Source organism: Bifidobacterium minimum (assembly GCF_000741645.1).
GTDB lineage: Bacteria > Actinomycetota > Actinomycetes > Actinomycetales > Bifidobacteriaceae > Bifidobacterium > Bifidobacterium minimum.
In genome coordinates, this window is the sequence record NZ_JGZD01000004.1 from 96,186 (window position 1) to 117,281 (window position 21,096).

Here is a 21,096-nt window from a genome sequence, read left to right on the forward strand (position 1 = left end):
TACGTAGCAGTCGGGCCGGAAGGCCCGAAGGAACTTGTAGTCGAAAGGAGGTCCGCCACGATGACTGGTGTTGTGTCGATGGTCGCGCGCATAGCGTGTGGAGATGCCATGGCGCGAATTATTAGCCCGTCTTCGTTGGCGGGCTGATTCGGCGATCGCGTCGGACCCTGTCAACGGAGGCAGGGCCCACGGTCGATGTCATCGCATCGCAGACCCTGCACTCGTTGCGGGGTCTTTTTGTTGGCCCCGGGGTCGGATGGGACCAGAGCTCCTCAATCGCAAGGAACAAGTCCCGATGCGGGCACCCGCACCGGGACGGATGGAGATGCAATGACAGCAGTGGATGGCGTCGCGGCCGTGGGAGCGGACGTGGCTCATGAAGGGACGGCCCTTCAGAAGACCGCCCGAAAACTTGCGACCATGACGCGCGATTCGGTCAAGACGGTGATCGCGGCGTCGATGGTGGGGACGGCCATCGAGTTCTACGATTTCTATGCCTATGGGACGGCCGCCGCGAACTACTTCCCCAAGGTCTTCTTCGGGCAGACCGGTGCGGCCGCGTTGATCGGCTCCCTGCTGACCTTCGCGGTGGCGTTCATCGCGCGTCCGGTCGGATCGTTGATCTTCGGCCATTTCGGCGATCGTATGGGACGCAAGACGACGCTGGTGGTCTCCCTTATGACGATGGGCGTGGCCACGTTCCTTATCGGCTGCCTTCCGACCTACGCGGTGTGGGGCGGATGGGCCGTGGTCCTTCTGGTGGCGTGCCGTTTCGTCCAGGGCATCGGGCTTGGGGGCGAATGGTCCGGCGCGGCTCTGGTGGCTACCGAGAACGCCCCGGATGACAAGCGCGCGCTGTATGGCTCGTTTCCCGAGCTGGGTGCGCCCATCGGATTCTTCCTGTCGAACGGCACCTACTTCCTGCTGGAGACGTTCACCGATTCCGACGATATGCTTGCGTGGGGATGGAGGGTGCCGTTCCTGCTGTCCGCCGTTCTGGTCATCGTTGGACTGGTGGTTCGGGTGCGCATGGAGGAGACTCCGGTCTTCCGGCTGGCGCAGCAGGAGAACAAGGTCGTCAAGGCTCCGCTTACCGAGGTGTTCAGAAAGAGCTGGAAGCAGGTTCTGCAGGCGACGTTCCTCGTGGCCGTGACGTACACGCTGTTCTACACGCTGGCCACATGGTCGTTGGCGTGGGGCACCAAAACCGTCGAACAGGGCGGTGGCGGCCTCGGATTCACGAACCGCGAGTATCTGCTGATGCTTATGGTCGCCATCTGCGTCTTCGCCGCGTTCATCGTGCTGTCCTGCCTGTACGCCGACAGGGTGGGACGCCGCCGCGTGCTCATGTTCTCGTCCGTCGCGCTGGTGGTGTTCTCCCTGGCGTTCCCCTATCTGCTGATGGGACATAGGAACTTCGCGCAGGTCATGGTGTTCCTGTGCGTCGGATTCGCGCTTATGGGTATCGCGTTCGGGCCTATCGGGGCGTTCCTCCCCGAGCTGTTCGACGCGAACGTGCGGTATTCGGGGTCGGGGATCGGGTACAACCTCGCGGCCATCGTCGGCGCGGCCTTCGTTCCCACGATTGCCACATGGCTGTCGCATAACTGGGGGGTGCGGTCCGTGGGACTGTATCTGGCCGTGATGGCGCTGTGCTGTCTGGTGGCGCTGGTCACGACTCCCGAGACCAAGGACACCGATTTCACCCGGTGAGGCGCGCGGTGGCGATATTGCCGCGCGGGGCCGCATGGAAGGAGGTGGCGCGTAACCGACGAAAGGATACCAGCGGATGAAAGGGCATGGGAGATTCTCTCAAGTGTTGAACAGTGACGGTACCACCGGAATGTTTCCGGTACTATGGGCATCAGTTCGAGGACAAAATCCCCATGCGACAGCCGCAAGGCATGGATAGACAACTAGACGACGACCGTGATGCAATGGCGACGACAAACCGCCCGCGTGACGATCACCACAGCAATGGATGCAACGCCGTCCGATGACGGCACCACACAAACAAGGAGTGCAAGGAATTATGACAGCTCAGATCTGGTACGAGAAGGACGCGGATCTTTCGGTGTTCGATGGCAAGAAGGTCGCCATCATCGGCTACGGCTCGCAGGGGCACGCTCATGCGCTGAACCTTCGCGACTCGGGCGTCGACGTGGTCGTCGGCCTGCGCCCCACCTCGAAGTCCGTGGCCTTCGCCAAGGAGCAGGGTCTTGAGGTCAAGTCCGTCGCCGACGCGACCAAGGAGGCCGACGTCGTGATGGTTCTGGCCCCCGACCAGTACCAGGCGCAGATCTACAAGAACGACATCGAGCCCAACCTCAAGGAGGGCGCGGCTCTGGCCTTCGCCCATGGCTTCAACATCCACTACGGCTACATCAAGCCCTCGGCCGACCACCCCGTGTTCATGGTCGCCCCGAAGGGACCGGGCCACATCGTCCGTCGTGAGTATGCCGCGGGACGTGGCGTGCCGGTGGTCGTGGCCGTCGAGCAGGATCCCCGTGGGGATGGCTGGGGCATCACTCTGGCCTATGCCAAGGCTCTTGGCGCGCTGCGCGCCGGCGCCATCAAGACGACGTTTAAGGAGGAGACCGAAACCGATCTGTTCGGTGAGCAGGACGTCCTCATGGGCGGCATCAACCACCTCTGCGAGATGGGCTTCGAGGTTCTCACCGCCGCCGGCTATCAGCCGGAGATCGCCTACTTCGAGGTGTTCCACGAGCTGAAGATGCTCGTCGACCTCGCCAACGAGGGGGGCCTGAACAAGGCCCGCTGGTCCTGCTCCGACACCGCTCAGTATGGCGACTTCACGTCGACCGTCATCGACGAGCACACCCGTGAGCGCATGCAGTACCAGCTCAAGCGCATCCAGGACGGCTCCTTCGCCAAGGAGTTCATGGAGGATCAGGCCGCCGGCGCCCCGAAGTTCAAGGAGCTGCAGGAGGAGTACTCCCACCCCCAGCTTGAGACCGTCGGACCGAAGCTTCGCGGAATGTTCTCCTGGAACAGCGACAAGTCCGCCGACGCCGATGAGAACGAGTCCTTCACCGGCAAGATCGCCCGCGCCCAGGTTCAGTGAGACGCTCGGCGAGACGCGTCGCCCGTTGATCTCCGGTCTGGCCGATGGCATGTGACCCGATCCGTATGATGCGCGATTCGAGGCCCCGACCCTTTGTGGATCGGGGCCTCGAGCCGTTCCGGGCGCTCTCGTTCGGGCGCTCTCGTCTCCGTCGTTTCCGTGCTCCCGTCGCTCCTGCCGCGGCCGTCTCCCCGTCGTTTCTGCCGTTTCCGCTGCCGCCCCGTTCTCTTCTCCTCGCAATGTCCACAGGACGATGTTCGAAGACCGATGACCGCAGGCCAGCGTCCGCAGGTCGGCGTCGGCGTGCCATGCCGGATTGTGCCGGATTCAGCGCAGCATGTCCTCGATCTGGGTGGGGCTGGAGGCGACGGCGTGATCGGAGGTGACGGTTCCCAATCCCGAGAGAAAGGCCTCGCGCCCGGCTTCGATCGCATGCTTGAAGGCGCGGGCCATCACCGGAATGTTCCCGGCGCTCGCGATGGCGGTGTAGGCCATCACGGCGTCCACGCCCATCTCCATCGCCTCGGCCGCCTGGCTGGGCCTCCCGATCCCGGCGTCGATGATCACCGGAACATCCGCGTTGGCGACGATGACCTCGATGCCGTCGCGGAGACGGATCCCCTTGTTCGAACCGATCAGGGACCCCATCGGCATCACGCAGGCAGCGCCGGCATCCTGCAGATTCCGGGCGGCCACGGGATCGGGGAACATGTAGGGCATCACCACGAAGCCCTCGTTCGCCAGCATCTCCGTGGCGCGGATCGTCTCGGCGTTGTCGGGTAGCAGATATCGCGTCTCGTGCTCGATCTCGACCTTGATGAAGTCCGTCGCGCACACCTCGCGGGCCAGCCGGGCTATGCGCACGGCGTCCTCGGCGTTTCGGGCGCCGACGTGTTCGGCAGAAGCGTCACGTCGGGCGGCAGATAGTCCAGAAGGTTGTTTTCCGTGGTGCGGCAGCGGCGCAGTGCCATGGTGACGATCTGCGTGCCGGCCTCCCGCACCGTGGCCCTGATGAGATTGAGGTCGTAGCGGCCTGACCCGAGGATGAAACGGCTGGTGAAACGGTGCCCGGCGAGGACGAGCGGGTCGTCATCGCCTGTGGCGACGGCGTCGTAGGCTGTGGCGGACGGTTCGGGGAGCAGAGCCGTGTTCACGGCCGTTCCTATGAGTTCATCGAGCGTAGGTGACGTGGTCGCCGCCGTGGCGCCGGCTCCGAATGACGGTGCGCCTTCCGTCGTCACGGGCGCGTTCCGCGACTGTGGCATGGTGGATGATGTGATGGTGGATTCTGGTGTGGTCATTGTCCTACGCCTCGTTTTCTCCCAGGATGATGCGGACGATCATATTGGCCTCGTGACAGGCGACGACTCCCACGCGGGGCGCCATAAGCCCCGCTCCGGGCACAGGGGCTGTCTCCCCGTCCCCGCAGAAGTAGAAGTTCCGTGACACGCGCCGCGTGGCGATGAGGTTCGAGCTGCGGAATCCCGCCATGCCCGAGCCGCAGACCAGCTTATGGTCGGGCAGCCGCTCGAGAACGGTGTTGACGAGCATCGTCTTGTTCTCGGGAACGTCGAAGGCCTCGCAGATGATGTCGTCGCCGCCGAACAGCTTCTCGACGTTGTCGGGCGCTACGATGGTCGTGTCCGTGGTGACGTCGAGATAGGGATTGATCTGCGCGAGGTTGGCCTTGAGCGCCGTGGTCTTATGACGGCCCAGATCCTTGAGGAAGTACTGCTGGCGATTGAGGTTCGTCGCATCCACCCGGTCGAAGTCGACAAGATGCAGATGCCCCACGCCGATTCTCGTCAGCGCCACGGCTATGGTCGACCCCAGGCCTCCCAGACCGGCTATCGCGACCCGGGCCGCGTCAAGCCTGTTCTGTACGTCGATGCCGTGACGGTCGATGAGGGCGGCGCGTATCTCCGCCTCCGTCGCCAGGCCATGCGGATCGGGTGCCGAAGCGATGGCCTGGCGACGGGCGGCGAGAACGGTGTCGGCGGCGAGAACGGTGTCGGTGGCGAGGATGGCGTCGGCGGTGGTGGCGTTGTCGGCGGTGGTGGCGTCCGCATTGTCCGTGGCGGATGACGGGGTGGATCCCTGATATGCCATCGTCAGCCTCCCTGGACGAAGGTGACGATTTCGACGGTGTCCGTGCCGGACAGCGTCGTCTGGGCATGCGCGGTACGCGGAACGATGCTCCCGTTCACCTCCACCGCCACGCGGTCGGGTCGCAGTCCGCGTGAGGTGATGAGCTCCTCGACGCTTATGGGTGTGCCGATATCCTGGTTCCGACCATTGATGATCATGGTCCTGTCCTTTCCGTGAGGACGCCACGCGGCGGCCGGGAAGGTTCGTGCGGTCCGATGGGTCCGGTGGATCCCGGAATCGAAAAAGGGGTCGACGAAGGAACCGTACCCTGTGAGGTGGTGCGCCCCTTCGTCGACCCCTGACCGCGGCCTGATTCTTCCGCCGTTGTCGCGTGCGTCTGTTGTGTCTGTTCTGTTATGCGCGGGATCGGGAATGGACGCCGCCCATACAACGGTGGCATGCCGTGCGATGGGGGCAGAGCGTCAGGAACGGCGCGGAGAATCATCCGAATGCAACTGTCATCCTTACGGCGGCATTATCCGCATCAAGTTGACGGTCGAAGTCTCCGCGACTTCCTCTCAGCCCGGTCTCTGGGGCTCCCGTTCGGTTGCGGAATCCAGCCTAGGACGGACCGTGGTCAACGGTCTATCGCGCGTGGCGGGCCGTGGCCGCGTATCCCAGAAGCAGGATGACGATCCAGACGGGTCCGGCGATGGCCGCGACCACATAATTGGGAGAGAAGCACATCAGCACGACCACAAGAAGCAGGAAGACCAGAACCACCCATGGGGTGACCCGCGCGAACGGCAGGGGGAAGCGCAGAGAGGCGATGGCCTCGTCGCCGGTCCGTCCCGCCAGCTTGTTCGGCCCGTCCCCGCGTCTTACGGCCTGACGGAAGTGCAGCTGGGTGATCATGATGATTCCCCAGTTGATGATCCCGGCGATGGTGGCGATGGACATCAGATAGTTGAACGCGAAGGAGGGCCAGAGGAATACCACGACGACGGCGATCACCGTGATTCCCGCGGAGGTGAGAACTCCGGCGGCCGGAACCCCACGATGGTTGAGCTTCCCGAGATAGCGTGGCGCATTGCCCTGTCTGGCCAGTGAGTAGAGCATCCGGGAGTCGGCGTAGAGGCTGGAATTGTACACGCTCATCACGGCGGTGAGGCAGACGAAGTTGAGGATTCCCGCGGCGGCGTGGATGCCCACGGAGTCGAAGATCTGCACGAAGGGGCTGCTGTCGCCGTCGATCGTATTCCACGGCACCACCGCCATGATCACACCCAATGCGGCGATATAGAACAGCAGGATGCGCCAGATGACGCCGTTCGTGGCTTTGGGGATCGTGCGTCTGGGGTTCTCGGCCTCCCCTGCGGTGATGCCGATGAGCTCGGTGCCGCCGAAGCTGAACATCACCACGCACAGCGCCATCGCCAGGCCCGTCCATTGGCCGTCCGCCGTTCTGCTCATCACGCCGTGGGGAAGGAACCCGCCTCCAACGGTGAACCAGTTCATGAACGATGGCGTGACGCCTGAGACCGTCGACAGGCCGAGCGCGATCACCACGATGCCGCCGATGACCATGGCCGCGACGGCCGCGATCTTCACGATGGCGAACCAGAACTCGAATTCACCGAACCGGCTCACGCCCAGAAGGTTCGCCGCGGTGATGAGGACGAGGAACGCCCCCGCCGATACCCAGGCCGGGATGGAGGGGAACCAGTAGTTGACGAAGGTGCCCACCACGGACAGCTCCACCATGGACACCAGAATGTAGTTGAACCAGTAGTTCCAGCCGGAGACGAAGCCCGCGCGCTTCGACCAGTACCGGCTGGCGTAGTAGCTGAACGCCCCCGCTCTGGGATCCTCCACGCTCATCTCGGACAGCGCCCTGACGATGAGGAATATCATCGCCCCGCCGATGAGATAGGCGAGGAGTATTCCCGGTCCCGCCAGTTGGATCGACTCGCTCGACCCATAGAACAGGCCCGTCCCGATGGCGCCTCCCAGTGCGATGAGCTGGATGTGTCGGTTCTTCAGCGTTTTGCTCAGTTCCGTGCCGTCGTCGCCCGTGGATGCGCCGTGCGCGTCCGACTGGTTCCCGGCCGGTGCGGACCGCGTCGTCTCGTTGGCCATGCTGTTCCCTCGTCCCCCTTGGCCGCGTCTTCCGCGGTCGTCGGTCATGGTTGCCGAGTTCTCACTGTAGGCGGTGCCGTGCACCGTGGTGGAACCGCCAGCCGCATGATGGTCGCCGACGGCGTAATCGATGCGTCATATTACCTTCATGGGTAAGATGTTGACGAGGATGACGGAGTCGCGCAGGGATTCCGGGCTCTTTCAGGACGGACTTTTTCGGAACGGACGTTTCCGGGATGGCCATGGCGTCCGTGGCCCGGTTGCGCGTCCTTGGACGGGGTCGTGCCGTGTCCGGTGGCGCCGACGTGCTGGCCGGCGGATGTTGAGGGAGGAGATTGCGTCGTGGGGTATGAGCGTGAGGCCTTGGACGGGCTGTTCGCCACGGTGGCCGCGAGCCGGTCGCAGATGCAGACGCGGCTGATGCGCGCGGGCAAGGGGAGCCCTTCGTCCTGCGCTATCTGCAGCGGCACGGCACAAGCACGCCGTCGCAGCTGGCGTCGGCGCTGCGGGCGAGTTCCGGACGGATCTCGGCGCTGCTGACGGTGTTGGAGCGCAAGGGGTTCGTCACCCGCGACATGGATCCCGACGATCGTCGAACTGTTCTGGTGAACCTCACCTCGCTGGGTCGCGAGGAGGTCGAGCGGGGATACGAGGAGATGCGTTCGTCGATCTGCTGGATCTTCCAGCAGATGGGGGAGCGGCGGACCCGCGAGTTCGTCGCTCTGACCAAGGAGTTCTCCACGTACATGTCGTTGTGCAAACCGGGCGAGCCGCGTCCTTCCGCGGAGGAGATTGCGGCGGCCTTCGCTCCCGACGGGGATTGACGGGCCTCGTCCGACGCGCTCCGGGTGGCGCCGCCACGGTTTCCGTGCTAATTATCTAACAGCGTAAGAAACTATCAGTTGAAGGTGTTGAACGTATCATGCTTCAGTCGCACTGTATCGAGACGCACATGCCGACTCGCTGACCTCCACCGTGTCCCGTTGCCGTTCCAGCCAGTGGACGTCCGAATCCCCATGGCGCGGCGGGAAGGAATCCCATGCTTCGTATCTCCCGGTATCTATCGAAGGAGGAGGTCGGCCAGCTGGTCGTCGGCCTTCTGTTCGTCGTCGGCCAGGTGTGGCTCGACCTGCGCCTCCCGGATTACATGTCAGACATCACGACGTTGGTCCAGACGCCCGGAAGCCAGATGCGCGACATCTGGATCGCGGGCGGCAAGATGCTGCTCGTGTCCCTGGGATCGGTTCTGTGCGCCGTGGCCACCGGATTCATCGCCGCACGGGTGGCGGCCTCATTCGGACAGCGGCTGCGCTCATTGGAGTTCTCGTCGGTGGAGTCCTTCGGGCCCGAGGAGATGGGACGCTTCTCGACGGCCAGCCTGATCACCCGGTCCACCAACGACATCACCCAGATCCAGACCTTCATCACGATGGGGCTTCTTCTGCTTGTCAGAGCGCCGATCATGGCGGTCTGGGCGCTGGTCAAAATCGCGGGGAAAGGCTTCGAATGGACGCTGGCCACCGGTGTGGCGGTCCTGATACTCATGATCGCCGTGGCGATCCTCATGCGGATGGTCCTTCCCAAGTTCCGAAGCATGCAGCGTCTGACCGACAACATCAACGACGTTGCGAGGGAGAACCTCACGGGTCTGCGCGTCGTCAGGGCCTATAACGCGGAGGCGTATCAGGAGAGGAAGTTCGACGAGGCCAACCGCGAGCTCACCGACACCCAGCTGTTCACCAATCGTTCCATGGCCGTCATGATGCCGCTGATGAACACGGTCATGAACGGTCTTATGCTCGCCGTCTACTGGATCGGCGCCTACCTCATCCAGAACGCGGGGGCGGCCGACCGCCTCACGCTGTTCTCCAACATGGTGGTCTTCTCCAGCTATTCCGTGCAGGTGATCATGGCGTTCCTTCTCATGAGCATGGTGTTCGTGCTGCTTCCTCGCGCGGACGTCTCGGCTCGGCGCGTTCTCGAGGTGATCGACACGAAGCCGACCGTCGTTTCCGGCGCCAGGCGCGGCGGTGAGCCCGGGATGCGCGGGACCGTCGAGTTCCGTGGCGTGGGGTTCACCTATCCGGGGTCGCGTGAGCCGATGCTTCGCGATGTGAGCTTCGTCGCCCGTCCCGGGCAGACCGTGGCGTTCATCGGATCCACCGGATCGGGCAAATCCACGCTGGTCAACCTCGTGCCTCGGTTCTACGACGCCACCGAAGGGCAGGTTCTGGTGGATGGCGTGGACGTGCGTGATTACGACATCATGTCATTGAGGGACAGAATCGGCTATGTCCCGCAGAAATCGGTGTTGTTCTCGGGGACGGTGTCGTCCAACATCGCCTATGGCGATCGGAGGCGGGGCGTCGGCGTCGGCGGCGGCGAAGATGGTGCGGACCTGCCGGTGACCGAAAACTCGGCCGCGGCGGATCCCGAACGGGTCAGACGCGCCGCCCGGATCGCTCAGGCCGAGGAATTTATCGATCAGATGGAGGGCGGTTATGAGGCTCGGATCTCCCAGGACGGGGACAACGTATCGGGAGGGCAGAAGCAGCGTCTGTCCATCGCCAGGGCCGTGTATCGCGATCCGTCGATACTGGTTTTCGACGATTCCTTCAGCGCGCTCGACTTCCGAACCGATCGCGCCGTGCGGGAGGCGCTGAAGGCGCGGATGTCCGAGTCGACGGTTCTTCTCGTCGCCCAGCGCGTGGGCACGATCATGGACGCCGACCGCATCGTCGTCCTTGACGACGGCCAGGTGGTCGGACAGGGCACCCATCGTGAGCTGCTGGCGACCTGCGAGGTGTATCGGCAGATCGCCGAGTCGCAGCTGACGGAGAGCGAGCTGGGCGCATGAGGCGTATGGATGGGGACGGTGGAGCCCCGGTGGTCGTCGGTGGTCGGGCCGTGACGCGTCGTGGCGCGGTGCGCGGCATGGCGGACAAGGAGCGTGGATGATGGCGGAATCACGTATGGGACATGCACGTATGGGCCGCGGCGGACCGGGACACGGTGGACCGGGGCCACGGGCAGGCGTGGTCGAACGGCCCGACGACTTCGGAACGGTGATGGCGAAGCTCGCGAGGTTCAGCAGACGCTATGTTCCGGTGACCATCGTGGCTTTGGTTCTGGGAGCGGCCGGCACGGTGTGCCAGATCATCGGTCCCGACAGGCTTCGGGACATCACCAATGAGATTCTGAAGGGCCTTCCCGCGCTGGTCAACGGAAAACCCGTCGTGGGATCCGTCGACCTGTCCGCGGTGGGACGCATCGCGTGGATCCTGGTGGGACTGTACGCGGGATACGCGCTGCTGGGCTATCTGCAGAGCTGGATCATGGCGGACGTCACGCAGCGCACCGCCCAGCGTCTGCGCGAGTCCATCAGCGAAGCCATCAACGCCCTTCCGCTGAGATACTTCGATCGCACCAGCCACGGCGACGTGCTGTCACGCATCACCAATGACGTGGATGCGATCGGACAGACACTGGGACAGTCGTTGGGATCCCTCATAACCTCGTCGACGCTGTTCGTGGGTTCATTGGTGATGATGTTCCGCAACGACGTCGTCATGACGCTGTGGGCGATCGGCGCGAGCCTGCTTGGCATGGCCATCATGGGCGTCATCATGGGCGTCTCGCAGCGCTTCTTCGTCAGACAGCAGGAGGCGTTGGGCGACGTCAACGGACACGTCGAGGAGATGTACGCCGGCCATGTCGTCGTCAAGGCGTACAGCGGCGAAGGCGACGCCATCCGTCGCTTCGAACGGTACAATGCCGATCTGTACGATTCGGGATGGAAAAGCCAGTTCCTCTCGGGTCTCATGATGCCGTTGATGAACCTCGTCGGCAACCTGGGTTACGTGGTCGTGTGCGTGGTGGGCGCGGCGCGCGCCATGGACGGAACGATCTCCTTCGGCGTCATCGTGGCGTTCATGATGTACATCCGTCTGTTCACCCAACCCCTGGCCCAGTTCGCTCAGGCGTTTCAGAACCTTCAGCGGTGCGCCGCCGCCTCGGAGCGCGTTTTCGCCTTCCTCGAGGAGCCGCGCATGCCCGACGAGTCGCGAAAGCCCCGGCTGCTTGGACGCGACGCTGACGGCCGCGATGTGCCGGTTCGGGGGAATGTCGTGTTCGACCATGTCCGTTTCGGATATGACCCGGACAAAACCGTCATCCATGACTTCTCCGCCGTCGTCCCGGCGGGCGACAAGGTCGCCATCGTGGGGCCGACGGGAGCGGGGAAGACGACGATGGTGAACCTGCTGATGCGCTTCTATGAGATATCCGATGGCTCGATCAGCATCGATGGCGTGGACACCCGGTCCGTTGCCCGTTCGAACGTCCATGAGCAGTTCGGCATGGTTCTTCAGGACACCTGGGTGTTCCGGGGGACCATCCGCGAGAACGTGCGGTACGCGCAGTCCGGCGTTTCGGACGAGGCGGTGGAGGCCGCGTGCCGCGCCGTCGGGCTCGACCGTTACATCCGTTCGCTTCCCGAAGGCTACGACACGATGATCGAGGGCGATTCGCAGCTTTCCCAGGGGCAGCGGCAGCTGCTCACCATCGCCAGGGCCATGGTCCGCGACGCTCCGATACTGATCCTCGACGAGGCGACCGCGTCGGTCGACACCCGCACCGAGGAGCTGATCCAGAAGGCGATGGACGCGCTGACCGTGGGCCGCACGAGCTTCGTCATCGCCCACAGGCTGTCCACGATCCGCAACGCCGACATGATCCTCGTCATGAACCACGGGGACATCGTCGAACGCGGCACCCACGACGGGCTTCTGGCGGCCGGGGGATTCTACGCTGACCTGTACAACAGCCAGTTCGCGCTGGGGGATATGGGCTAGGGCGTCGTCGTGCGAGGCACGTGGTGTGGCACGTGGTGTGGCACGTGGTGCGGCGGGAGGATTCGCGTCAGGACGTGAACACCGTTCCCGGGAAGTCGCCGCCGACCGTCGCATGGAGATCGGCGGACAGCGTCAGGCAGCTGAAGGGAAGAAGCGGCAGAAGGGTCTCCATCGGCAGCAGGAACAGCGCGGTGGCCAGTCCATCGGCCTTGGCCGTCGGATACGCGGTCGTCGGCTCTTCTCCGTCCCGGTCGGGCACGTGGTTCCGGTCGGGCACGTGGGTCCGATCCGGTACGTGGTTCGGGGCCGGCACGTGGGTCCATGTGGCGGCGATGTCCGTCACGGGCATTCCGTCCAGCGCGTTGATGAGATGATGCGCGTCCAGAGTGGCGGATGCCCGCCAATGACGGCGGCTCGGCGACGACGCGCATAACGCCCCGGACGACAGTCTCGCGATTCCGACTCCCGATTCCTCGTCGCGGGGATCCTCCAGACCGACCGAAAGCGGCTCCCGAACGCGCGCCCTCATATCCCCGCCCGCATTGACGAGGAACCCGCGCTCCGGGTCGTCGTCCATCAGGACCATGGCTATGAGATCCACGAGAAAACCTTTGCCGCATAGGCCGAAATCCAGATGCACGGGAGCGTGGGTGCGCAGCGTGGTCCCGCTTCTGATGACATCACGCCTCCATGTCGGCCGTCCGTGGAGGCTTCCCAGATGCTCGGGGGCATCGGCCGTCATATGGAACGTGAGGTCGGCGCCGTAGCCCAGCCTCATGAGATCCTCGCCCACGCAGGGATCAATACGTCCGCCTCCCAGATCCACGAAGCGGTCCGTGAGGTCGAACAGCGGCGACGACCATTCGGGAAATTCGAAGGTGCCGCCGTGCGTGGCGCGGGCCATGGCTCCCACTGGAGAGTCCTCGCGGAAGCGGGAGAGCGTCGCCTCGAAATCCTCGATAAGCCCTGCGAGACGCGATCGGATGGCCTCTCGGACGGGATCCTCCGATTGGATGATGATTCCCGTGCCCAGCGCATGGGGGAACGCCAGCCGATGGCGCAGGGGCGCTTCCCTATGAGGGACGCCGAGAGTCGTGGGGGCAGCGGGTTTCCGGACGTCATCGGGTTCTTGGACGTGGTCGGGGTTCTCGCCCGGTGCCGTGAGACCGGTGGAGAGACGGGGGAGACCCACGGGGGTTCCCCGTCCGGAGTGATCCCGTTCGGTGCGCATGTCCCCATGCTAGCGCTTGGATTTTTTGCCATGAGCGTCCACATTCTGAGATTGATGACGTTCCGACATAAGAAGAATCGATGGAAACGCCCGAGGTGAGCGGCCTCCTATTACAACGATTCGGCACAAAAAACAAGACTGGTGTTTCACCCCGTTTCCTCTAGCTTGAGATGTGGATTTCATCCGTCGCCGTCGGCGGGGCGGAGCAATGTGATTCGATCCGATTCGGCGCAGGTCGGATCAAACGGAGGAAAGATGGGAGAACAGACGATGGATGTCATCATGCGGTCTCGACGGCGCATGCCGCCGTCCGCGTTGGTGTCGGCGTTCGTCGTGGTGCTTCTGGCCGCCGTCGCGGCTGCGGGGGTATGGTCGCCCTCACGCGCCTCCGCCGACCTCGTCCCAGCCGCAACCGTCGCGATTTCCGAGACCTCCACGGCGTCGCCGACCTCAGCCACGGGCTACGCGACGTGGTCCGACGTGGCGTCCGCCGTCGCGACGCAGATCGAGACGGCACGCGACCAGTACGCCGCAGGGGACATGTCCACCGCTTCATCGACGTTCATGTCCGCCTACAACTCGCTTTACGTGGCATCCAATTTCGCGGCCGTCGTGCGCGACACCATAGGATCGGACACCCAGACGGGCCTGCAGGACCAATTCACCACCGTGCAGACGCTGTTCTTCTCCGGGGGAAACGCCGACGCCATCGCCAAAGGCGTCGATGGGATCGCCCGGGGCCTGTCGACGGCCGCGACGACGCTCGATGCCACGAAATCTCTGGTCTCGCCGTCACGATACGCCAAGGAGCAGGCCGCGCAGGTAGCGGCCGACCGCAAACGGCTTGACGCCGCGAAGAAGAAGAACACCGGCAAGGGCGACAGGACCTGGGCCGATGTGGCCGACGACATGTCCAGAATACTCGATCGGGCGTATGCGCGTTACGCCGCGGAGGATGGCCGCGCGGGCGCCGAGCTGGTCAACGAGGCCTACTACCAGTATTACGAGAAGCTCGGCTTCGAGAAGAACGTCATGAACGTGATCAGCGGAAGCCGCGTCTCGCAGGTCGAATACCGGTTCAAGGAGACCCGGCAGGCGATGATGGCCGGCACAATGTCGACCAAAGACGTGAAGACCCTGGTGACGGGTCTGAAATCCATGCTCGTTCAGGACGCGGCCACTCTGGACGCGGGTTCGGGCTCCGATGTGAATCCCGTCACCCGCTTCGTGACCAGTTCCTTCGGTCAGGCCTTCCTGATTCTTCTTCGTGAGGGGCTGGAGGCGATTCTCGTCGTCGCCGCCATCGTGGCCTACCTCGTCAAATCCGGAAACCGTCGCATGACCAGGTGGGTGTATCTGGGAATCGTTCTGGGTCTTGTCGCCAGCGGAATCCTCGCGTTCGCGTTCACCATGCTGTTCGGCGGGTCAGGGCCGCAGCAGGAGATCACCGAGGGCATCGTCGCTCTGGTGGCCATGCTCATGCTTCTCTACACCAGCAATTGGATGCTGTCGAAATCGTCGGTGGAGGCCTGGAACAGCTACATCGCGGCCAAAACCGTGTCCGCCGTGTCCGCCGGGAGCCTTCTGTCGTTGGTTGTGCTGAGCTTCCTCACGGTGTTCCGCGAAGGTGCGGAGACCGTGATCTTCTATCAGGCCATGCTGTCGATGACCGATGGCGACACCACCGGCGTCTGGCTCGGTGCGCTGTGCGCTGCCGTCGTTCTGGTTGCCGTGTTCCTGCTCATTCGATACACGTCCGTGAAGATTCCCATCCGACCCTTCTTCATCGTCACCAGCGTTCTGATGGCGGTGCTGGTCGTCGCCTTCGCGGGGGGAGGCGTGCATGCGCTGATCGAGGGCGACCTCGTTGACGCGTATTACGTGGTGGGGGTTCCCACAAGCGACTGGCTTGGCCTGTATCCGTACAGGGAGACGCTGATCGCGCAGATCGTGGCCGCCGTGGCCGTGGTCGTCCTTATGCGCGTGGGGTGGGCGTCGAGCCGTGCCGGTTCGCGCGGACGCCGGGTCATGCCGGCAGCCGAGGCCAGGCCGGCGGTCGAAGGCGAGCCGGCGGACGAGGCCAAGTCAGCAGTCGGAGACAACAACAAACAGGAGAAGGAACAACAGCAATGAAAAAGAAGAGCACACTCGCGGCCCTTGTGGCGCTCGCACTTTCCGGGGCTCTTGTTCTCGCCGGATGCGGGTCGTCAACCAGCGGGACCTCATCCACGGCATCGGACGCATCGTCGAGCTCATCGACGTCCGATTCCGCAGGATTCGAGGAGGTTCCCGTCGGCTCGAACCAGGATCAGGAGGTCGGCATCCTCATGGTCGGCGCGGTCTACTTCCAGCCGGTCGACATGGAGCCGTCCGGAATGGGACTCAAGGCGGCGGACGCGAGCTTCCACCTCGAGGCCGACATCCACGGCAACAGCAAGGCCACGACCCTTGGATACGGCAAGGGCGATTTCATCCCCGACCTGACCGTGAACTACGAGATCATCGACACGTCCACCGGCAAGGAGGTCGAGGGAGGCAAGGCCACATCCGGAACCTTCATGCAGATGAACGCGTCGGACGGATCGCATTACGGCGCCAATGTGAAGCTCGAGAAGGCCGGGACCTACAAGCTCAAGCTGTCGATCGAATCCCCCGCGAAGCGCGGATGGATGCTTCACGTCGATTCCGAGACCGGGGTCAAAGGTCGCTTCTGGACGACGCCGTTGACGGTGACCTTCGACGGATGGAACTACACGCCACGCGAGTGGTAGTCGATGGGGGCCGGCCTCGGAAATCCGCGTTCACGCGCGTGTTTCCGGGGCTTTGGTCCGTCGCGATCCAAGGATAGGCAATGCTCAAACAATTCGTCTCGGTGATGCCGGGCGTGCTCGGCCCGGCCCTTCTGGTCATGTCGCTGTCGGTCGTGTTCTCCGTCGGGGAGGGCCGCCGGCGCCCGCGCAGCCATGGGTGGAGACTCTGGGGCCTTGTTCTGGGAATGGCGGCGGCCGTCGTTTTCGCCGCGCTGCGCGCCACGGCCGTGGTGAACCAGCGCACGTTCGTCAACTATCCGGTGCTGATGGTGCTGGCCGTCGTCGATCCCGCGGTGATCGTGGCGGTGGCGGCGTCCACGCGGATCGTCCGCGAATGGCGCTCGCGGCGCTGGCTCGTGGGTCTGGCCAACGCCCTGTCGGCCATCATGATCGCGCTTACCGTCTTCTTCGCCGTCCCGGACGTGATTCTGGAGCTCACCATCTGGGTTGAGCCGGGGGACCCGGTCTTCACGTCGGATATGCTTCTTCGCGCGTCCGGATTCGTTCTGGGGATTGGTCTGAGCATCGTCGTGGCGGCCATCTTCCGCACATTGTGGTCCACGCCGCGGGTCCGTGTCTGGTTCGTCGGTGCTGCCGCCGTTCTTGTCGCGATCATCTGGATGCAGCATCTCACCGCCCTTCTGCAGATCATTCAGGCGCGCGATCCGTCGTTCCCCATGCGTCTGTTCGTCGTTCTGGCATGGTCGATCAACCATAACGACTGGCTCATCATGGCGCAGGCCTGGTGTTCCTTTTCCCTGCGGGATTCAGTCTTCTGGTGGGGATCCGCCATCCCCCCGCCGTACCCTCTGCCGTGCCCTCCGGCGATGGACGCCGGGTGGACGCCGGCGAGGACGGTTTGGTGGGGGCCGGCCATGCCCGCGCCCGCATCGTGAGGGCTCGACGCCGCCATGCCATCGTCTCCGCGGTATGGAGCGCATGCGCGATGGTCATGGTCGTTCTGACGCTGACCGTTGGCGTGGCGAGATCCACCGAGGTCATCAACCTGTCGCCTCCGGAGAAGTACTCGCTGTCGCAGGGGGTGGCCACCATCACGTTCGCCCAGGTCGACGACGGCCATCTGCACCGCTTCGAATACACGGCCAAGGATGGCACGGTCATGCGATTCATCATCATCAAAAAGAACGGTGGCGCCTACGGGGTCGGGCTTGACGCCTGCGAGAACTGCGGCGACGCCGGATACTACGAGAAGGACGGCAAAATCATCTGCAAGAGATGCGAGGTGGCGATCAATCTCGCGACGATCGGGTTCAAGGGCGGATGCAATCCCATCCCCTTCGACTACACGACGCAGAACGGCAGGATCGTCATCCAGACGTCGGTTCTCGACGCCTTGAGTTCGCATTTCCAGTAAGGCGGCGGCGATGTTCTTCATGAGAATGGTCTATCGGTCCTTCAGCAGACAGCTTCGTCGACGTCTGCTCATCGCGCTCACCGTGTGTCTGTCGGCCACGGTTTCGGTCGCGATGCTGGGGGTCGTCTTCGATGTGGGAGACAAGCTGAACGCGGAGCTGAGCACCTACGGGTCGAACATCACCGTGCAGCCGAAGGCGGACGCGGTGGTCGACGACCTGTACGGATCGTCGGATGGGACTGGCTCGGCGTCGAGCGGCGGGGATCCCACGTCGTTCATCGAGGAGTCGCAGGCCCCCGCGATCAAAACCATCTTCTGGGCCTACAACATCGTGGACTTCGCGCCGAAGCTCACCGTTCACGTGATGGCGGGCTCCACCAGGATCCCGATTGTGGGCACGTGGTTCGAGAAAAGCGTCTCGGTGGATTCCGGTGAGACGAGCACCGCGGGCGTACGGGGTATGCGCTCATGGTGGAAGGTCGAGGGCTCGTGGGCCAAGGACGGCACCGATCAGGCGATGATCGGCAGGACGCTGGCCTCCACCCTGGGGGTGGGGGTCGGGGATTCCGTCACGCTCACCGATGACGGCCGGTCGCAGGTCGTGAAGATCGTCGGTGTGGTCGATTCGGGGGATGACGATGACGGATCGCTGTACATGTCATCCTCCCTGGCCCAGAAGCTGGTCGATCTGCCGGGGAAGGTGAGCTCCATCGAGGTCAAGGCCCTGACCACCCCGGAGAACGATCTGGCCCGCAAGGCCGCGCGCAATCCCGCCGCGCTGACCCAGGAGGAGTGGGAGACGTGGTACTGCACGGCGTACCCCAGTTCCATCGCGTACCAGATCGAGCAGGCCATACCGGGAGTGGTGGCCAAGCAGGTTCGGCAGGTGGCCGCCCTGCAGGGGAGCGTGCTTCGCAAGACCCAGTCGGTGATGATCCTGATGACCGCGCTGAGCCTTCTGGCCGCCGCGGTGGCCGTGGCCAATCTAATGGCGGCATCCATCGCGGAGCGTTCCGACGAGCTCGCCCTGTTGAAGGCCGTGGGAGCGACTGATGGCGCCGTGTCGCGTCTGATTCTCGCCGAGACGGCCGCCATATCAGGTGTCGGGGCGTTGGTGGGAGCGGGTCTGGGGTCCGCCGTGGCACAGCTGATCGGTCATGTCGTGTTCGGCTCCGGCGTGACGATGCGGCCGATGGTTTTCGTTCTGGTGGCGGTTCTGCTCACCGTGACGGTTCTTATGGCGTCGTTGTCGTCGATTCGCTCGATTCTGGGACTTCGTCCCGCGGAGGTGTTGCATGGCCGGTAGAAAGCCCATGGAGTCGAATGCCCGCATGTTCCTCGCGATGCTGCGGGGTGCGGTGTTCCGCAGGCGGTCCCGGGCCGTCATGGCGATCGTGTCGTCCGTGGTGGGCGCCGCGACGTTGTTCTGCCTGGCGGCCGTGTGCCTGGCCGTCCCGCAGCAGATGACGCGTGAGATGCGGTCGTATGGGGCGAACCTCATCGTCACGCCTGATTCCACGTGGGAAAGCAAGGGCGGAATCGACAAGGCGATGGTCGATCACACGACGTCGATGGTGAGAGCTCGGGCGGAGGCGACGTATGCGACCTATCGCTACGAGAACGTCCGCGTGAACGCCGCGTCCTACGTGATCGCCGGGATCAGCGTCGCGTCGGTCAGAACCCTGAACGGGCATTGGAGCGTGGACGGCGCCTGGCCGTCGTCCGGTTCGGTGATGGTCGGGCGCGATGTCGCCGACGCCATGGAGCTCAAGGTTGGGGGGACCGTCGCCATCGCCTACCGTTCCCAGGGGTCGGATGACATCCTCGACACGAAGGGGACCGAGTTCCGCGTCGCGGGGATCGTGGATACGGGTGGTTCCGAGGATGGGATGATCTACGCCGTGAATTCCGACGTGGATGCGCTCGCGAAGTCGTCGCGCGGCGTGGACGTGATCGAATACTCCACGCAGGCGTCGGATGAGGGGCTGGAGCAGACCGTCGAGGCGATCAACGACATGACGTCGATGCACGTGTCGGCGAGGACGGTCACGCGCATCACCGCGGCGGACACGCGCATCATCACCATGCTGCGCACCCTGTTCTGGATCGTGTCGGTGGTGGTTCTCGTTCTGACCTTCGTCGGGGTGTCCACCACCATATCGTCGATCGTCTCCCAGCGGGGGAACGAGATCGGACTGCGCAAGGCCCTGGGCGCGTCGAACGCCGGCATCGCCTCGGAGTTTCTGGTGGAGTCCGGATTGTACGGATTGCTGGGGGGAGTCCTCGGCACCGCGCTGGGGTATGTGTTCGCGGCGGCGCTCACCACCGTGGTGTTCGACCGTTCCCTGGATATGAGCTGGCCGTTGGCGGCGGGTTCGGTTTTCGTGAGCGTGGTCATGGCGATTCTGGCCTCGGTGCCGCCGTTGCGCAGATCCTCGCGCATCGATCCGGCCGTGGTCTTGAGGGAGGAGTGAGCGTGATGAGAGGACGGGAAAGGATGGCGTCCGTGGCGCGGAACGATCGGAAGGCAGGCGACAAGGTATTGGACGGCAACGGGGTATTGGACGGTGACGGGGTATTGGACGATAGCAGGGTGTTGGACGATAACGGGACCGGTGGCGACAAGGGGCGTTCTGATTCCCGGACCACGAGGAAGCCGATGCTCGTGGAGCTGGACCATGTGTCGAAGGTGTACGGCGATCTCCATGCGGTGGATGATCTGAGCATCACGGTGCCCCAGGGCCAGTGGCTGTCGATCGTGGGGTCGTCGGGATCGGGCAAGACGACGCTGATGAACATCATAGGCTGCATGGACACGCCGACCTCGGGATCGGTGTCCATCGACGGGCGGCGTCTGGAGGACCTCACTTCCGCGCAGCTGGCGGGCGTGCGCAAGAACGTGGTCGGACTGGTGTTCCAGAAGTTCCATCTTGTTCCGCATCTCACCGCGGTGGAGAACGTGATGGTGGCGCAGTACTACCACTCGGTGGTCGACGAGCGTGAGGCCATGAGGGCTTTGGAGGAGGTGGGTCTTGGCGATCGGGCCAGGCATCTTCCGCGTCAGCTGTCCGGCGGCGAGCAGCAGCGGGTGTGCGTGGCCCGCGCGCTGATCAACAGTCCTCGGGTGATCCTCGCGGACGAGCCCACGGGCAATCTTGACGAGGCGAACGAGGCCATCGTGCTTGATCTGTTCCGGCGTCTGCACAAGGGCGGAACGACCATCATCGTCGTGACGCACGACGCCACGGTCGCGTCCTGTTCCGAAAGGGAGATCATGCTCAACCATGGTGTGCTCGCGGGGGAGCGGTGGAACGACGAGTCCGCACGGAAGGAGTACGAACGGGCGGGGGGCCGTCCCGCGTCCTCCGGTTCGGCGCGCGAGACGGCGCAGGAGCGGGTGGATTCGGATGGCGCGACCCATGATGGTGCGACGCATGATGGTGCGATCCATGGTGGAACGACGCATGGTGGAACGACCCATGGTGGAACGACGCCGGGAAGATCCGACGGATTCG

The 21,096-nt window shown here is 64.0% G+C and carries 12 protein-coding genes and 4 pseudogenes; 11 read left to right on the forward strand and 5 right to left on the reverse strand.

Annotated elements, in window-relative coordinates; genetic code table 11:
* Positions 1 to 420: 420 nt before the first annotated feature.
* Complete coding sequence (locus BMIN_RS01035; protein ID WP_051126388.1) at positions 421 to 1,713, forward strand: MFS transporter; 1,293 nt, start codon at positions 421 to 423, stop codon at positions 1,711 to 1,713.
* Positions 1,714 to 2,032: 319 nt separating this feature from the next.
* Positions 2,033 to 3,085: a ketol-acid reductoisomerase gene (gene ilvC, locus BMIN_RS01040; protein ID WP_026647536.1), complete on the forward strand. Its 1,053-nt coding sequence runs from the start codon at positions 2,033 to 2,035 to the stop codon at positions 3,083 to 3,085.
* 327 nt (positions 3,086 to 3,412) lie between these two features.
* On the opposite strand, the pseudogene BMIN_RS01045 reads toward ilvC, so the two are convergent.
* From BMIN_RS01045 to BMIN_RS01060, 4 genes and pseudogenes are all read right to left on the reverse strand, one after another.
* Positions 3,413 to 4,239, reverse strand: a pseudogene (locus tag BMIN_RS01045) (thiazole synthase).
* Positions 4,240 to 4,390: 151 nt separating this feature from the next.
* The gene (gene thiF, locus BMIN_RS01050; RefSeq protein ID WP_022861465.1) at positions 4,391 to 5,194 is read right to left on the reverse strand and encodes a sulfur carrier protein ThiS adenylyltransferase ThiF; all 804 of its coding nucleotides are present in this window, start codon (positions 5,192 to 5,194) and stop codon (positions 4,391 to 4,393) included.
* A 2-nt stretch (positions 5,195 to 5,196) separates the two neighbouring features.
* Entirely contained in the window at positions 5,197 to 5,391 is a 195-nt protein-coding gene (thiS, locus tag BMIN_RS01055; RefSeq protein WP_022861464.1) for a sulfur carrier protein ThiS, read from the reverse strand.
* Between the two features lie 427 nt (positions 5,392 to 5,818).
* Positions 5,819 to 7,312: an amino acid permease gene (locus BMIN_RS01060; RefSeq protein WP_022861463.1), complete on the reverse strand. Its 1,494-nt coding sequence runs from the start codon at positions 7,310 to 7,312 to the stop codon at positions 5,819 to 5,821.
* 342 nt (positions 7,313 to 7,654) lie between these two features.
* Between BMIN_RS01060 and BMIN_RS01065 the strand changes: the two are divergent.
* The 3 genes and pseudogenes from BMIN_RS01065 to BMIN_RS01075 all read left to right on the forward strand — a co-directional run bounded on the left by BMIN_RS01065 (position 7,655) and on the right by BMIN_RS01075 (position 12,165).
* Positions 7,655 to 8,136: pseudogene (locus BMIN_RS01065) on the forward strand (MarR family winged helix-turn-helix transcriptional regulator).
* A gap of 215 nt (positions 8,137 to 8,351) precedes the next feature.
* Positions 8,352 to 10,169, forward strand: a complete 1,818-nt coding sequence (locus tag BMIN_RS01070; protein WP_022861462.1) for an ABC transporter ATP-binding protein — start codon at positions 8,352 to 8,354, stop codon at positions 10,167 to 10,169.
* 130 nt (positions 10,170 to 10,299) lie between these two features.
* Positions 10,300 to 12,165 carry an ABC transporter ATP-binding protein gene (locus tag BMIN_RS01075; protein ID WP_026647534.1) on the forward strand — a complete coding sequence of 622 codons (1,866 nt, stop codon included), beginning with the start codon at positions 10,300 to 10,302 and terminating at the stop codon, positions 12,163 to 12,165.
* Between the two features lie 67 nt (positions 12,166 to 12,232).
* Here the strand turns inward: BMIN_RS01075 and BMIN_RS01080 are convergent, their stop codons facing one another.
* On the reverse strand, positions 12,233 to 13,396 hold the full coding sequence (locus BMIN_RS01080; protein WP_022861459.1) for an FAD:protein FMN transferase: 1,164 nt from the start codon (positions 13,394 to 13,396) through the stop codon (positions 12,233 to 12,235).
* Between the two features lie 270 nt (positions 13,397 to 13,666).
* Here BMIN_RS01080 and BMIN_RS01085 point away from each other — a divergent pair, with 270 nt between their 5' ends.
* From BMIN_RS01085 to BMIN_RS01110, 6 genes and pseudogenes are all read left to right on the forward strand, one after another.
* Complete coding sequence (locus tag BMIN_RS01085) at positions 13,667 to 15,529, forward strand: FTR1 family iron permease (protein WP_081648048.1); 1,863 nt, start codon at positions 13,667 to 13,669, stop codon at positions 15,527 to 15,529.
* Positions 15,526 to 16,167 carry an iron transporter gene (locus tag BMIN_RS01090; RefSeq protein WP_022861457.1) on the forward strand — a complete coding sequence of 214 codons (642 nt, stop codon included), beginning with the start codon at positions 15,526 to 15,528 and terminating at the stop codon, positions 16,165 to 16,167. The genes BMIN_RS01085 and BMIN_RS01090 overlap by 4 nt, the downstream gene beginning before the upstream one ends.
* 80 nt (positions 16,168 to 16,247) lie before the next feature.
* Positions 16,248 to 17,581 (forward strand): annotated as a pseudogene (locus tag BMIN_RS09130) (Fe-S-containing protein).
* Positions 17,582 to 17,591: 10 nt separating this feature from the next.
* Positions 17,592 to 18,887 carry an ABC transporter permease gene (locus tag BMIN_RS01100; protein ID WP_022861455.1) on the forward strand — a complete coding sequence of 432 codons (1,296 nt, stop codon included), beginning with the start codon at positions 17,592 to 17,594 and terminating at the stop codon, positions 18,885 to 18,887.
* Positions 18,877 to 20,055, forward strand: a complete 1,179-nt coding sequence (locus BMIN_RS01105) for an ABC transporter permease (RefSeq protein ID WP_026647532.1) — start codon at positions 18,877 to 18,879, stop codon at positions 20,053 to 20,055. Before BMIN_RS01100 ends, BMIN_RS01105 begins: the two co-directional genes overlap by 11 nt.
* A gap of 185 nt (positions 20,056 to 20,240) precedes the next feature.
* Positions 20,241 to 20,972: pseudogene (locus BMIN_RS01110) on the forward strand (ABC transporter ATP-binding protein); the annotation flags it as partial.
* Positions 20,973 to 21,096 lie beyond the last annotated feature (124 nt).

Coding starts and splice junctions, on each gene's coding strand:
- BMIN_RS01035 (WP_051126388.1), top strand. CDS start 421: ATGACGCGCGATTCGGTCAAGACGGTGATCGCGGCGTCGATGGTGGGG.
- ilvC (WP_026647536.1), top strand. CDS start 2,033: ATGACAGCTCAGATCTGGTACGAGAAGGACGCGGATCTTTCGGTGTTC.
- thiF (WP_022861465.1), bottom strand. CDS start 5,194: ATGGCATATCAGGGATCCACCCCGTCATCCGCCACGGACAATGCGGAC.
- thiS (WP_022861464.1), bottom strand. CDS start 5,391: ATGATCATCAATGGTCGGAACCAGGATATCGGCACACCCATAAGCGTC.
- BMIN_RS01060 (WP_022861463.1), bottom strand. CDS start 7,312: ATGGCCAACGAGACGACGCGGTCCGCACCGGCCGGGAACCAGTCGGAC.
- BMIN_RS01070 (WP_022861462.1), top strand. CDS start 8,352: ATGCTTCGTATCTCCCGGTATCTATCGAAGGAGGAGGTCGGCCAGCTG.
- BMIN_RS01075 (WP_026647534.1), top strand. CDS start 10,300: ATGGGCCGCGGCGGACCGGGACACGGTGGACCGGGGCCACGGGCAGGC.
- BMIN_RS01080 (WP_022861459.1), bottom strand. CDS start 13,396: ATGCGCACCGAACGGGATCACTCCGGACGGGGAACCCCCGTGGGTCTC.
- BMIN_RS01085 (WP_081648048.1), top strand. CDS start 13,667: ATGGATGTCATCATGCGGTCTCGACGGCGCATGCCGCCGTCCGCGTTG.
- BMIN_RS01090 (WP_022861457.1), top strand. CDS start 15,526: ATGAAAAAGAAGAGCACACTCGCGGCCCTTGTGGCGCTCGCACTTTCC.
- BMIN_RS01100 (WP_022861455.1), top strand. CDS start 17,592: ATGTTCTTCATGAGAATGGTCTATCGGTCCTTCAGCAGACAGCTTCGT.
- BMIN_RS01105 (WP_026647532.1), top strand. CDS start 18,877: ATGGCCGGTAGAAAGCCCATGGAGTCGAATGCCCGCATGTTCCTCGCG.